General features: G+C 70.1%; 13 protein-coding genes. 12 read left to right on the top strand and 1 reads right to left on the bottom strand.

Annotation, left to right across the window (positions count from 1 at the left end):
• Positions 1-299: 299 nt before the first annotated feature.
• From DEJ24_RS03920 to DEJ24_RS03875, 10 genes are all read left to right on the top strand, one after another.
• Positions 300-1,742, top strand: a complete 1,443-nt coding sequence (locus tag DEJ24_RS03920; RefSeq protein WP_258374722.1) for a sugar porter family MFS transporter — start codon at positions 300-302, stop codon at positions 1,740-1,742.
• Positions 1,743-2,011: 269 nt separating this feature from the next.
• Positions 2,012-2,938, top strand: a complete 927-nt coding sequence (gene rpsB / locus DEJ24_RS03915) for a 30S ribosomal protein S2 (RefSeq protein ID WP_111077336.1) — start codon at positions 2,012-2,014, stop codon at positions 2,936-2,938.
• Positions 2,939-3,028: 90 nt separating this feature from the next.
• The gene (tsf, locus tag DEJ24_RS03910; protein WP_111077335.1) at positions 3,029-3,856 is read left to right on the top strand and encodes a translation elongation factor Ts; all 828 of its coding nucleotides are present in this window, start codon (positions 3,029-3,031) and stop codon (positions 3,854-3,856) included.
• A gap of 105 nt (positions 3,857-3,961) precedes the next feature.
• Complete coding sequence (gene pyrH / locus DEJ24_RS03905) at positions 3,962-4,681, top strand: UMP kinase (protein WP_110902050.1); 720 nt, start codon at positions 3,962-3,964, stop codon at positions 4,679-4,681.
• Positions 4,682-4,735: 54 nt separating this feature from the next.
• On the top strand, positions 4,736-5,290 hold the full coding sequence (gene frr / locus DEJ24_RS03900; RefSeq protein ID WP_111077334.1) for a ribosome recycling factor: 555 nt from the start codon (positions 4,736-4,738) through the stop codon (positions 5,288-5,290).
• On the top strand, positions 5,290-6,282 hold the full coding sequence (locus tag DEJ24_RS03895) for a phosphatidate cytidylyltransferase (protein ID WP_111077333.1): 993 nt from the start codon (positions 5,290-5,292) through the stop codon (positions 6,280-6,282). The genes frr and DEJ24_RS03895 overlap by 1 nt, the downstream gene beginning before the upstream one ends.
• An 86-nt stretch (positions 6,283-6,368) precedes the next feature.
• Positions 6,369-6,917 (top strand): DivIVA domain-containing protein, encoded by a 549-nt coding sequence (locus DEJ24_RS03890; RefSeq protein WP_111077332.1) that lies wholly within the window; start codon positions 6,369-6,371, stop codon positions 6,915-6,917.
• Positions 6,918-7,021: 104 nt separating this feature from the next.
• Positions 7,022-7,996 carry a lytic transglycosylase domain-containing protein gene (locus DEJ24_RS17160; protein WP_258374576.1) on the top strand — a complete coding sequence of 325 codons (975 nt, stop codon included), beginning with the start codon at positions 7,022-7,024 and terminating at the stop codon, positions 7,994-7,996.
• A 12-nt stretch (positions 7,997-8,008) separates the two neighbouring features.
• A complete protein-coding gene (locus DEJ24_RS03880) occupies positions 8,009-8,314 on the top strand; it encodes a hypothetical protein (RefSeq protein ID WP_181432856.1) in 306 nt (101 codons plus the stop codon).
• On the top strand, positions 8,311-9,081 hold the full coding sequence (locus DEJ24_RS03875) for an alpha/beta hydrolase (protein ID WP_111077331.1): 771 nt from the start codon (positions 8,311-8,313) through the stop codon (positions 9,079-9,081). The genes DEJ24_RS03880 and DEJ24_RS03875 overlap by 4 nt, the downstream gene beginning before the upstream one ends.
• 61 nt (positions 9,082-9,142) lie before the next feature.
• Here DEJ24_RS03875 and DEJ24_RS03870 read toward each other — a convergent pair whose 3' ends face one another.
• On the bottom strand, positions 9,143-10,984 hold the full coding sequence (locus tag DEJ24_RS03870) for a hypothetical protein (protein ID WP_181432857.1): 1,842 nt from the start codon (positions 10,982-10,984) through the stop codon (positions 9,143-9,145).
• 183 nt (positions 10,985-11,167) lie between these two features.
• Between DEJ24_RS03870 and DEJ24_RS03865 the strand changes: the two genes are divergently transcribed.
• Positions 11,168-12,910 (top strand): hypothetical protein, encoded by a 1,743-nt coding sequence (locus DEJ24_RS03865; protein ID WP_111077330.1) that lies wholly within the window; start codon positions 11,168-11,170, stop codon positions 12,908-12,910.
• Entirely contained in the window at positions 12,907-13,917 is a 1,011-nt protein-coding gene (locus tag DEJ24_RS03860; RefSeq protein ID WP_111077329.1) for a tetratricopeptide repeat protein, read from the top strand. The genes DEJ24_RS03865 and DEJ24_RS03860 overlap by 4 nt, the downstream gene beginning before the upstream one ends.
• The last annotated feature ends 155 nt before the right edge of the window (positions 13,918-14,072 follow it).

The following is a 14,072-nucleotide window of genomic DNA, read 5'->3' as shown; positions in this document are numbered from 1 at the left end:
TCGGAGATGTGTATAAGAGACAGCCCGTATCCCGCACTGCCGCATCCCGACCTGCCGGGTCCACGCTCCCGCGTCCGACACGGCCACGGGGTCGGCCGGACGCGGTCTGTGGAGGGCGACCCCGGCCTGCCGTCCGGTGCAGGACAGGTCGGGCTGCACCACACCTGATGTGCTGAGCAGCCGCGGAAGGGGTACTGTCGGGGCCGCTCCGGACACCGCAACGCCGCTCGGACGGCGATCCAGCCGACCGCCGGGGCACCGTGCAGCACCCGGCACGGCGGCGGGAACCCAGGAGCATCGTGTCGACCACGACCACCGGACACGGCGACGACCGTGCGTTCAAGGGGAAGGTCACACTGTTCGCCATCGCGGCGGCGGTCGGTGGCTTCCTCTTCGGCTTCGACTCATCCGTGATCAACGGTGCCGTCGACGCGATCAAGGGTGAGTTCGACCTCTCCGACGCCGCCAGCGGCTTCGCGGTCGCCTCGGCCCTCATCGGCTGCGCCTTCGGCGCCTACTTCGCCGGCCGCCTGGCCGACCGCTTCGGCCGCACCAAGATCATGTTCTGGGCCGCCGTGCTGTTCTTCGTGTCCTCGATCGGCAGCGCGTTCGCGTTCGCGACCTGGGACCTCGTCATCTGGCGCCTCGTCGGTGGCCTCGGTATCGGCACCGCCTCGGTCATCGCACCGGCGTACATCTCCGAGGTCTCGCCGAAGGCCATCCGCGGGCGTCTGGCGTCGTTCCAGCAGCTCGCCATCACGCTCGGCATCTTCGCCGCGCTGCTCTCCGACCAGCTGTTCGCCGTGACCGCTGGCAGTGCGTCCTCCGAGGTCCTGGGCCTCGCCGCCTGGCGCTGGATGTTCCTGGTCGGTGTGATCCCCTCGATCGTCTACGGCGTCCTCGCGATCACCCTGCCGGAGTCGCCGCGCTACCTGCTCACGAAGGGCCGGAGCGACGACGCGCGCGAGGTGATGGGCAAGATCGTCCCGCGCGACACGGTCAACACGAGCCTGGAGGAGATCCAGGACGGCATCAAGAAGGAAGCCAACGAGAAGAAGGGCTCGATCCGGGGCAACCGCTTCGGGCTCCAGCCGATCGTCTGGGTCGGCATCATCCTGGCGGTGCTGCAGCAGTTCGTCGGCATCAACGTGATCTTCTACTACTCGACGACGCTCTGGCAGGCGGTCGGGTTCAAGGAGGAGCAGTCCTTCCTCATCTCGACGATCACCTCGGTGGTCAACGTGGCCGTCACCTTCATCGCGATCTTCCTGGTCGACAAGGTCGGTCGGAAGCCGCTGCTCATCGCGGGTTCCGCGGGCATGTTCGTGTCGTTGACGATGGTGGCGATCGCCTTCTCGCAGGCCTCGATCGTGAACGGCGAACCGCAGCTCCCCGGAGGGTGGGGTGTCATCGCGCTGGTCTTCGCGAACCTGTTCGTCGTGTCGTTCGGCGCCACCTGGGGTCCGCTCATGTGGGTCCTGCTCGGTGAGATGTTCCCGAACCGCATCCGGGCCACCGCGCTCGGCGTCGGCTCGGCGGCCAACTGGATCGCGAACTTCATCGTCACGATCTCGTTCCCGGTGCTGTCCGGCTTCAACCTGACGGTCACGTACGGCATCTACGCGCTGTTCGCCCTGCTCTCGCTCTTCTTCGTCATCGCGAAGATCCCCGAGACGAAGGGCCGCTCCCTCGAGGAGATGGGCATCAGCGCCGAGGGCGACGCCGTGAGCGCCAAGTCCTGATCCGCTCCATCCACGTCCGGGAGGCCCGGATCACGTCAGCCGCTCGGCTCGCGTGATCCGGGCCTCCCTTCTGTTAGCATTTCCCCAGCAGCGCGCCGAGCGCGCTGACTTCGCGTGTCCACGCAGCACACACGGTCATCGGTCCCGCTCTCGCGAGCGGGCGGCTGTGTGTCCGGGCACCAGGGACCATGACCTCCGGTCGTGGTCGACACAACCGCACCAGGTGCACGGTCATGCCGTGCGCCGAGAAGACAGAAGGAGGACGGCACATGGCCGTCGTCACCATCCGCCAGCTGCTCGACAGCGGCGTCCACTTCGGACACCAGACCCGTCGGTGGAACCCGAAGGTGAAGCGATTCATCCTCGCTGAGCGCTCCGGCATCCACATCATCGACCTGCAGCAGTCGCTGGCCTTCATCGACCGCGCGTACGACTTCGTCAAGGAGACGGTCTCGCACGGTGGCACGATCCTCTTCGTGGGCACCAAGAAGCAGGCGCAGGGCTCCATCGCCGAGCAGGCGACCCGCGTCGGCCAGCCGTACGTCAACCAGCGTTGGCTCGGCGGTCTGCTCACGAACTTCCAGACGGTCTCCAAGCGCCTCGCACGCATGAAGGAGCTCGAGGAGATCGACTTCGACGACACGACGAAGGGCTTCACCAAGAAGGAGCTCCTCATCAAGAAGCGCGAGCTGGACAAGCTCCACAAGACCCTCGGTGGTATCCGCAACCTCACGCGGACCCCGAGCGCGCTCTGGATCGTCGACACCAAGAAGGAGCACCTCGCTGTCGACGAGGCGCAGAAGCTCGGGATCCCGATCATCGGCATCCTCGACACCAACTGCGACCCGGACGAGATCACGTACCCGATCCCGGGCAACGACGACGCGATCCGCTCCGTGGGCCTCCTGACCCGCATCGTCGCCGACGCCGCGGCCGAGGGCCTGAAGACCCGTCACAACGGTGGCAACGACGACGAGGCCACCGAGCCGCTCGCCGAGTGGGAGCAGGAGCTCCTCGGTGGCGACAGCGCGACCCCGGCCGCCGACGCCGCTCCGGAGGGCGCCACCGTCGAGGAGAACAACGCCGACGCGCAGGTCGCCGCGAAGGAGATCGGCGAGCCGATCGCCGACGCCGACAAGAACGCCGAGCCGACGGCCGAGGCCGCCGCCGCTGCGGAGACCACTCCCGCCGAGTGAGCACCCGGGGCGCCGGACCGTGACCGGTCCGGCGCCCCTGCTCCGCTCCCCACTCTCCACACACGCACAGTCCAGAAAGGACTCCAGGCAATGGCAAACTTCACCGCTGCTGACGTGAAGAAGCTCCGCGAGGACCTCGGCGCCGGCATGATGGACGCCAAGAACGCCCTCGTCGAGGCTGACGGCGACTACGACAAGGCCGTCGAACTGCTCCGCATCAAGGGCGCGAAGGCCGTCGCCAAGCGCGACGACCGTGCGACCTCGGAAGGTGTCGTCGTGGCATCGGCCGACAACGGTGCCGCCACCGTCGTCGAGCTCGCCAGCGAGACCGACTTCGTCGCCAAGAACGAGAAGTTCACGACCCTGGCCGACAAGGTGCTCGGAGCGGTCGCCGCTGCCGGGGCCACCGACGTCGCCTCCGCGAACGCTGCGCCGCTCGACGGCAAGACGGTGCTCGAGGTCGTCAACGAGAACGCCGCCGCGCTCGGCGAGAAGCTCGAGGTCCGCACGGTCCGCCGTGTCGAGGGCTCGGCCTTCGAGATCTACCTGCACAAGACGAGCCAGGACCTGCCGCCGCAGATCGCCGTCGTCGTCGCGTACGAGGGTGACAACGCCGCCGAGGCGCGTTCGATCGCGCAGCACGTCGCGTTCGCGAACCCGTCGTACCTGACGCGCGCCGAGGTCCCGACCGAGGCCATCGAGAAGGAGCGCGCGACCGTCGAGGCGATCACGCGCGAAGAGGGCAAGCCCGAGGCTGCGCTCCCGAAGATCGTCGAGGGCCGCGTCAACGCCTTCATCAAGGGCATCTCGCTCCTCGACCAGGACTACGCGAAGGACAACAAGATCTCCGTCGCGAAGGCCGCCGAGAACGCCGGCATCACGATCCAGGGCTTCGCCCGCGTCAAGGTCGGCGCGTAACGAACCCATGACGGGGCCAGGAACCAACCGGTTCCTGGCCCCGTTGTCGTGCGCCCCCGCGCACCGAGTACATTTCCACGAGACCACGACGAAGGGTGCCCCGACATGACCGACGAGAAGACCGGACGCCGACGAGTCCTGCTGAAGTTGTCGGGAGAGGCGTTCGGCGCCGGATCCCTGGGCGTCAACCCTGACGTCATCAGCACCATCGCGAAGCAGATCGCCAGCGCCGCCCGAGAGGTCGAGGTCGCGATCGTCGTCGGCGGTGGCAACTTCTTCCGCGGCGCCGAGCTGTCGCAGCGCGGCATGGACCGCGGTCGCGCCGACTACATGGGGATGCTCGGCACCGTCATGAACGCCCTTGCGCTGCAGGACTTCCTCGAGCAGGCAGGTGCCGCCACGCGCGTGCAGTCGGCGATCAGCATGACCCAGGTCGCCGAGCAGTACATCCCGCGGCGTGCCGAGCGCCACCTCGAGAAGGGCCGTGTCGTCATCTTCGGTGCGGGCGCGGGCCTGCCGTACTTCTCGACCGACACCGTCGCGGCGCAGCGCGCGCTCGAGATCGGTGCCGACGAGGTGCTCGTGGCCAAGAACGGCGTCGACGGCGTGTACTCCGCGGACCCCAAGAAGGACCCGACCGCCGAGAAGTTGCACCACGTGACCTACCAGGACGCGCTGCTCAAGGGCCTCAAGGTCGTGGACGCGACGGCGTTCTCGCTCTGCATGGACAACGGCATGCCGATGCACGTCTTCGGCATGGAGGGCGAGGGCAACGTCCGCGCCGCGATCCAGGGCGAGCGCATCGGCACCGTCGTCAGCAACTGACCGGCGCACCGCCGCCGACTGACTAGACTCGACCCGTACCGAAGGAGAACCACCGTGATCAGTGACGTCATGACCGATGCGACCGAGAAGATGGCGAAGGCCGTCGAGGTGGCGAAGGACGACTTCGGCACCGTGCGCACCGGACGCATCAACGCCGCGCTCTTCCAGAAGATCCCGGTCGAGTACTACGGGTCCCCGACCCCCCTCGCGCAGCTCGCGTCCTTGCAGACGCCGGAAGCCCGCACGCTCATCGTGACGCCGTACGACAAGACGGCGCTCAAGGAGATCGAGCGTGCCATCGCGACCTTCCCGAACCTCGGTGCGAGTCCGACCAACGACGGCGAGATCGTCCGCGTGACGATCCCCGAGCTCTCGGCCGAGCGCCGTAAGGAGTTCGTGAAGATCGTCAAGAGCAAGGGTGAGGACCACAAGGTCGTCCTGCGCAACATCCGCCGCAAGGCGAAGGACGACCTCGACGCGCTGAAGGGCGAGGTGTCCGACGACGACATCGCCCGCAGCGACAAGGAGCTCGACGTCCTGACGAAGAAGCACGTCGACCAGATCGACGAGGCGCTGAAGAAGAAGGAAGCCGAACTCCTCGAGGTCTGATGCGCCGTCCCGACCAGGGCGACGACCGCCCCACATCTGATGACCGCCGCACATCGGGGTTCCGACAGGACTTCGACGCGCGGGCGAGGGCGGCCCGGAACGACTTCGAGGCGCAGATCCGTCAGCGCCGAGCGGAGTTCGGTGCGCGGAACGAGGCACTGACAGCACGGACCGGGCGGAACCTGCCGGCAGCCATCGCGATCGCCCTGGCGTTCGCGGTGGTCATGCTCGGGTCGCTGCTGCTGTACACCCCGTCGTTCATGGTCGTGGCCGCGTTCCTGCTCGGGCTCGGCGTCTACGAACTGGCGAGCGCGATGCGGTTCGCCGGTCGTGACGTCCCCCGGATCCCGAGCATCGCGGTCGCGATCGCCACGGTGCCGGCGGCATTCCTGGGCGGGCAGATCTGGGCGCTGTTCACGCTGCTCGGCGGTGTGGTGTTCATCTCGCTCTGGCGTCTCGTCGAGGTCGCGGTGTCGCGCACGAAGCCGCCGGCGGCGAGCGTGGCGCGGGACCTGACGAACGGCCTGTTCGTCCAGGCGTACGTGACCCTGCTCGGTGCCTGCGTGGTGCTGCTGTCCGCGCAGGAACAGGGGCAGCTCTGGGTCGTCGGGTTCATCCTCGTGGTCGTCGCCGTGGACACCGGGGCCTACGCCACCGGCATCAACCTCGGCAAGCACCCGATGGCTCCGCGGATCAGCCCGAAGAAGACCTGGGAGGGCTTCGGCGGCTCGGTCGGCGCGAGCATCATCGTCGGCATCCTGGTCGCCTGGCTCATGCTCGGTCTGCCCTGGTGGACCGGCATCATCCTCGGGGTGCTCATCTCCGGGTCCGCCACCCTCGGCGACCTCACCGAGTCGATGATCAAGCGAGACCTGGGCATCAAGGACATCTCGTCGTTCCTGCCCGGCCACGGGGGACTGCTGGACCGGATCGACAGCATCCTGCCGTCCGCGGCCATCGCGTACCTGATGTACCTCGTCGTCAACCACTGACGGTCCGCTCGCTCCGTCGATCCTCCTGACCGGACGGGTCCGCGCGTCCAGGTGGCGCACCGGTCGGAGCCTGGCACAATGGCGCCGTGCCTTCGACGTTCCCGACTGCCCCCCGCTCGGTCCTCGGCTACGACTCCGACGAGGTCGACCACTTCCTCGAAGACGCTCGTCGCGCGTACACCGCGAATGACAGTGCCCCGGGGATCGAGGCCGCCAAGATCCGTGCGACCGCCTTCTCGATGAAGAAGGGCGGCTACTCGACCGTCCACGTCGACGCTGCGCTCGAGCGACTGGAGGACGCGTTCGCCGCCCGTGAGCGCGAGCGCGAGATCGCGGACGTCGGCCAGAAGGCCTGGTACGCGGAGGCACGGGGGAAGGCCTCGGACGTCGTCGCGCGACTGGGACGTCCCGACGCGCAGCGGTTCCAGCGGGTCAGCTTCCTGACGACCGGGTACCACCCGAAGGACGTCGACGCGTTCTCCCGTCGGCTGCACGGGTACTTCAAGGACGGCAAGCCGCTGAGCCTGACCGAGGTGCGATCCGTCGTGTTCCGTCCGAAGCACGGCGGGTACCGCGAAGCGCAGGTCGACGCACTGCTCGACGCCGTCATCGAGGTCATGCTCGCCGTCCGCTGAGGCCGGAACGAGGACCTGCACCGGGCCTCCCGGACGGACCGAACCGACTCACCTGGGTCAGGTGCTTCGCTTTCCGTGATCGTTCCGTTATCCTGGTCAGACTCATGGGCAGGCACACGGCAGACAACCGATCCGACCGCGGAACCCGCGCACCGGACGATCTCGCGATCGTCAGTGAGCGCCGAGCGGCGAAGAACCGAATCCGCACGACGGAGACCTCGGTCGCCCGTCCGGTGACCGCACCGCAGGCGCAGCAGCACGTCGCTCCCGTCATCGCGCCCGTGTCCGTCGCCGCGAACCGTGTCTCGGACGCCTCCGCGGCTCGTGCCGCCGTCGCGTCGACCCTGACCGCACCGCGTGCCGTGCGTCGTGCACGCAGCCGCGCAGTCGCCCCGGTCAAGCCGCCGGCGCCGCGGTCCTTCGGGGGCTTCGTCCGGCAGCGCTCGACGATCCCCGTGCTCTCCTTCTTCGCGGTGTCAGCCTTCGTCGGCGGGTCGCTCTTCAACCCGATGCAGACGGACGCCGCGTCGGCCGCACCCGTGCTGGCGCCGGCGCCGATCTCGGTGCCGCAGCAGTTCTCGGCGCACGGCACGTACGGCGACTTCGACGCAGGGCGTGACGGCTTCGACGTCACCAAGCCAGCGCCGAAGCCGGTGCCGACGCCGACCCCCACCGCGACGCCGGACGCCGACGCGACCGACACCGACGCGGCGACGACGTCGACGTCCGCTCAGCAGCCGGTTGCCAGCACGCCGGTCGTGCCCGTCGCCACGCCGGACCCGGGCAGCGCCCAGGCCATCGGCCAGCAGATGGTCGCCGCTCGCGGCTGGGGCAACGACCAGTACAGCTGCCTCGTCTCCCTGTGGAACAAGGAGTCCGGCTGGCGGGTCAACGCCTACAACCCGAGTGGCGCGTACGGCATCCCGCAGTCGCTGCCGGGCAGCAAGATGGCATCCGCCGGTGCCGACTGGCAGACCAACCCGGCCACGCAGATCACCTGGGGTCTCAACTACATCACCGGTGTCTACGGCACTCCCTGTGGCGCCTGGGCGCACAGCGTCTCGTACAACTGGTACTGATCGGCGATCGGGGTGCCGCGGAGCAACCGGCCGCGGGGCCCACGCGGTCGTGGTCATGACGTCGAGCCGGAGGACTCCGGCTTCGACCGCATGCTCAACGGCTGGCGGCGCACCGAGCACCGGCGTGGTCGCGAGTGGTCGGTCCAGCCGATCTCGGCAGCGTCCGCGCAGAAGGAGTACGTCTGCCCGGGCTGTGGCCTGACGATCGAGCCCGGCGTCGCACACGTCGTGGTCTGGCGTGCGGACGGCGTCCTCGGCGACGCAGCCGACCTGGCAGCCCGACGTCACTGGCACCACCACTGCTGGAGCATCGCATGACGTCCGAGCCCGCACCCGCCGCAGACGGCGCCGAGATCCGGTCGGGCACGGTCCTGCCCGCTTCTCGTACCGACATCGAGCTGGTCACCGATGACCACCTGACCCTCGTCGGCGAGTTGGCGGAACCGCTCGACCGGCCCGCGCGGGGAACCGTCGTCGCCCTGCACCCGCTGCCGACTGCGCAGGGCTTCATGGATTCGCACGTCCTGAAGAAGGCCGCCGCACGTCTGCCCGCGCTGGCCGACATCGCGGTCCTGCGCTTCAACTTCCGATCGGTGACCTCGCCCCGCGGTACCTCGGAGGGTGTCTTCGGCGACGGCGTGTCCGAGGGGTTCGACCTCCGTGCTGCCGTGCACGACGTCGTCGAGCGGAGGCTGCCGACGCCGTGGTTGGTCGGCTGGTCGTTCGGCACCGAGGTCGTCCTCAAGCACGCCCTCGAGCACGTCGAGGCCGGGCACGTCGCCGGTGTGGTCCTGCTGTCGCCGCCACTGCACCGCACCTCTGACGAGGAACTCGCGCGTTGGGCCGCGGTCGAGGTGCCGGTGGTCGCCCTCGTCCCGGAGCACGACGACTTCCTGCAGCCCGACGAGGCAGCCCGACGGTTCGCCATCGCCCCGACGGTCCGGGTCGTTCCCGTTGCGGGGGCGAAGCACCTGTGGGTGGGGGAGAAGTACGTGCGGACCGTCCTCGACGCGATCGCCGATCTCGTCGTCCCGGGCAGCGCTCCGCTGCCGACCCACTGGCCCGCGGACGACCAGCGCCCCTAGCCCGGCCCCGTCAGTAGCCCGGCCCCGTCAGAGGACGGGGCCGGCGCCGCGGACGGCGTCGTCAGCGATCCGTGTCGTCCTGCTCGTCGGAGTCCGCCCGGTCGCCCTGCGCCGGCGCCTGCTCGTCGATGACGCCGGCTGCGTGGCTCAGGACGCCCCGGAGGTTCTCCAGGTACCCCGCCACGGCTTCCCGCTCGGTCCGGATCGCTCCGAGCCGGTCCTCCGCATCGGCCAGGAGCTCGGCGGTCCGGTCCTCGGCGTCCGCGACGAGGCGGTGCGCACGCTCCTGTGCCTCACGCACCAGGTCGGCGGCGTGCTCCTGCGCCGCGGTCTCCTGCTGGCGAGCGAGGTCCGCGGCTTCCCGCTCGAGGCGGTCGGCGGTCTCCCGTGCCGTGGTGGCGCGGCGGGTGGCCTCGGCGAGCTGGAGGTTCGCCTCGTCCAGGTACTTCTGCGTCTCGGTGACCGTGGCGCGGTGCCGGTCGAGGTACTCCTGCTCGGCGTCGTCGCGGCGGGCGGCGAGTTCGGTCTCGAGGGCCGCGCGGGCGTCGTCACGTTCGCGGGCGATCTCGGCACGCACCTCGTCGCGTTCCCGGGCGAGACCGGCACGGGCCGTGTCGATCTCCTGGCGGAGGGCGGTGCGCTCGGCCAACAGGTCGTCGAGTTCGGCCGTCCGACGGTCGGCGATCTCGGTGTCGACCTCGGCGTGCTCGCGTTCCCGACGGGCGGCGAGTTCGTTCTCGTGTTCCCGGGCGGCGCGCTCGGCCTCGGCGGCGGCGGCGTCGCGCTCACGTTCGATGCGGGCGACGTGCTCGGCGGTCTCGCGCTCGATCCGATCAGTGGTCTCCTGCACCCGGCGGGCGTTCTCGGCCGCGGTCTGCTCGGAGTCGACCCGGAGCTGGGCACGCGCGGCGGCGATCTCCTGCTCGAGGTCGGTCCGAGCGACGGCGAGTTCGCGGTCCCACTCGGCACGGGCGGCAGCCAACTCCTCGTCGAGGGCACTCCGCCGGTCGTCGATCTCGGCGGCGAGTCCGGCCCGGCGCTGGTCGACCTCCGCGGTCAGTTCGGCGCGAGCGGTCTCGAGTTCGAGTTCGAGGGCTCGGCGCGCCTCACCGTGCTCGCGCTCCCACGCGGTGCGGGCTTCGGTCAGCGTGCGTTCCAGCTGCTCACGGCGGGTGCCCTCCTCGCGGTCGAGGTCCTCGAGGCGACGAGCCTGGTCGGCCTCGAAGACGCTGCGGCGGTGCTCGGTCTCGCGGTCGAGGTCGGCGGCGGCACGACGGGCGTCGGCGGACTCGCGCTGGGCGACCTCGCGCAGTTCGGCGACCTCGTGCTCGACCTGGGCGCGGAGGGCGTTGGTCTCGCGGATGGCGACCGAGCGGACCTCGGCGGCCTCGGTGACGGCGGCTCCACGGACGGCGGCGGCTTCGTTGCGGGCGTCCTGCACGAGGATGCCGGCTTCGGAGCGGGCGCGCTCGACGGTGTCGGCCGACTCGGCGCGGGCGCGGGAGAGCTCGTTGGTCGCCCGGGTGCGGGCGTCCTCGAGCGTGACCTGGGCTTCGTCGCGGGCTTCGCGGAGGGTGCGCTCGGCCTCGGTACGACTGGTGGCGCGGAGCCGCTGGGCGTCGATGTCGGCCTGGCTGATCAGCCGGGTGGACTGCTCCTCGGCGACGCGGAGGGTGGACTCCAGCCGGGTGCCGAGGCCGCTGTAGGTCGGGGTACCGGCCTCGTCGAGCTCGCCCTGCAGGTCCGAGACGCGGGACTGCAGGAGACGGATCTCCTTCGCCGCCTCGGCCCGGTCGGTGTTCGACTTGATCAGTTCGCGGCGGAGGTCGTTCAGAGCCCGTTCGACCTCGTCCTTGCGGTAGCCCCGCAGCTCGGTCCCGAACTCTGCCTCGTCGTTCGCCACGTGTCGCTCCCTGTGGTCGTCACGGACCACCCCGTGCAGTCCGGACCCCGATTGTAGTGGTGCGTCCGCGACGGCTCCTGAGGCCTGCGGTGGACCCGGGGATGCGCCTCCCAGCTGTCCTGGGTACCCTGGGCCGTTGTCCTGCGCCGATCCACCCACCCCGGCGCGGAGGGAGAGAGATCCGTGCGATTCGTCCTGGCGATCGTCAGCTTCGTCATCGGGGTGCTCCTCGTCGGCCTGGGAGTCGGGCAGCGGACCGTGTTCGCGCCACCCACCTCGATCGTCGCCGCGACGAGCGGGACGAACGCCGCTCCCGTCACCGTGCTGCCCGGCAGCGTCCTGAACGCGAACCCCGGCTACCAGCGCGTGAACGTCTCGGGCTCCGGCAAGGTGTTCGCCGCCTACGGCAAGACGTCGGACGTCGACGCCTGGATCGGTGACGCCGAACACACGACCCTCCGCTACGACGCCGACGACGCCTCCCTGCAGTCCCGCACCACCGGATCCGGCTCCGACCTGCCCGATCCGAAGGGCAGCGACCTCTGGTACCAGGAGTACGACGATGCCCGTCAGTTCACCGTCCGACTGCCGGCCGACGTGTCGCTCGTGGTGATGGGCGACGGCTCGGACGCCGCACCCTCGGACATCTCCGTGACGTGGCCGCGCGACACCGCGACGCCCTCCGTGGGTCCGCTGCTGACCGCCGGTGGTGTCTTCGTGCTCGGCGGCCTGGTGCTGCTCGTCTGGGCCTTCCTGCACCAGCGCCGATCCCGTGGTCCGCGTCGTCGGAGCGGGGGCGGGCGCCCGCCGCGCGTGCGTGCCTCCCGTCGCGCCGCCGCGGCCGGAGCCCAGGTGCCGGCCCGCAGCCGACGTGGTCGCCGCGCGATCATCGCCGTGCCGGTGCTCGTCGCCGGTGCGCTCGTGTTGAGCGGCTGCTCCTCGGAGTACTGGCCGACCGGCGGTGGCGCGGACGTCACCCCGACCCCGACCGCCACGGCGACCGGTGCCGCTGCCGCGGACACCTCGACCGCCGCGACGAAGCAGCAGATCGGCCGCATCGTGTCCCGCGTGGCCGAGGTCGCCGAGAAGGCCGACGCCGACAAGGACGCGGACCTCGCCGCCACCCGCTTCACCGGTCCGGCGCTCGAGATCCGCAAGGCGAACTACACCATCCGCGACAGCGACGACAAGGCGCAGGCCCTGCCCGCCGTTGACGCCGACGACGTGTGCGTCGCGCTGCCGCAGCAGACCGACACCTGGCCGCGCACCGTGTTCGCCGTGGTCGCCGCGGACTGCACCGACAAGAAGACGGCCCCGCAGGCGCTGACCCTCGTGCAGCAGGACGCCCGTTCCGACTACAAGGTCGAGTACGCCGTCTCGCTCGAGGCCGATGCACAGTTGCCGTCGCTCGCGCCGACCTCCGTCGGTGCCGCCCAGCTCGCTCCGGACACCAAGCTCCTGGCGCTGGCCCCGAACGCCGTCGCCGCGGCGTACGGCGACATCCTCTCGAAGGACACCGAGAGCGAGTCCGCCGACCTGTTCGCCAGCGACGGGGACGACCTGCGATCGCGCATCGGCAAGTCCTACAAGGACGAGAAGGCGAAGGGGCTGCCGGACACCGCGAAGATCGAGTACTCGTCCGAGGTGCCCGAGGACACCGCCCTGGCCCTCGCGACGAACACCGCCGGTGCGCTCGTGTCCGTCGACCTCAACGAGGTCGAGAAGGTCACCCCGACGGCAGACGGTGCCGAGGTCAACCCCGAGGGTGCGGTCAAGGCGCTGTCGGGTGTGGACTCCAGCACCAAGGGTGTGACGGCCACGTACGGCGTCCAGTTGCTCTTCTCCGTGCCCCCCGTGGGCTCGGACGACAAGATAGAACTCCTCGGGTTCACTCAGGGCCTGATCGCAGCGAGTGAGGTGCAATGACCAACGTCCCCCCGACCCCGTCCAGCTTGCGTGGAGCGGTCGACCTCTCGTCCCTCGTCGACCGGGCGCAGCGTCCGCCGCAGGGCCCCGGTGTCCCGGCGGCGGCAGCCCCGAGCGGGCCTGCCGCCGGTGCTCCGGCAGCCGGCGCCACTGGTGACGGCGTGCTGAGCGTCCCGTCCCTCGTGATGGACGTCACGGATCAGAGCTTCCAGGACATCGTCCAGCTCTCCACCGTCGTCCCGGTCATCGTCGACATCTGGGCCGAGTGGTGCGGCCCGTGCAAGCAGCTCTCGCCGGTCCTCGAGCGACTGACCGAGGAGTACGCGGGTCGCATCGTCCTCGCCAAGGTGGACGCGGACACCAACCCGCAGCTCGTGCAGGCGTTCCAGGCGCAGTCGATCCCGACGGTCGCCGCGGTGATCGGTGGCCGCCCGCTCGGGCTCTTCGTCGGCGCACTGCCCGAGGTTGAGGTCCGCGACGTGTTCGAGCAGGTCCTGCAGGCGGCGGAGCAGAACGGCATCGCCGGTCGCGTCCAGGTCGACGGAGCGATCGAGGCCGACGACGCCGAGCAGGGCGAACCGGAACCGGAGCCGCTGCCGCCGCACCACCAGGCTGCGTACGACGCGATCGAGGCCGGCGACTACGCCACCGCGATCAGCGAGTACCGCACCGCGATCCTGCAGGATCCGCACGACCAGATGGCCGTCGCCGGTCTGGCGCAGGTCTCGCTGCTCGACCGTCTCGCCGGCAGGACCGCGGACGAGATCCGGGCAGCAGCCGGTGCCGGTCCGTCGGACGTGGCGGCCCAGCTCGCGGTCGCCGACCTCGACATCAGCGGCGGGCACGTCGAGGACGCCTTCGGACGTCTCCTCGACCTCGTCCCGACGGTCTTCGGTGAGGACCGTGAGGCGCTCCGCGTGCGGCTGGTCGAGTACTTCGAGCTGATCGGTGCCGAGGACCCGCGCGTCGTCGCGGCGCGACGGCGACTCGCCAACGCGCTCTACTGAGCCGCGGCGCGGGACGCGACACAGGACGGACGGGAGGCCCGGTACCAGCTGGTACCGGGCCTCCCGTCCGTCTACCCTCGCAAAACGCAACCTCGGCGCCGTCCCGCAACGGAAGACCGTTGCGAGTCGACGCCGAGGTTGCGTTCCGCGAGGGT

Origin of the sequence: Curtobacterium sp. MCPF17_001 (assembly GCF_003234615.1) — a bacterium.
GTDB lineage: Bacteria > Actinomycetota > Actinomycetes > Actinomycetales > Microbacteriaceae > Curtobacterium.
This window is presented reverse-complemented; position numbering and strand designations above follow the sequence as displayed.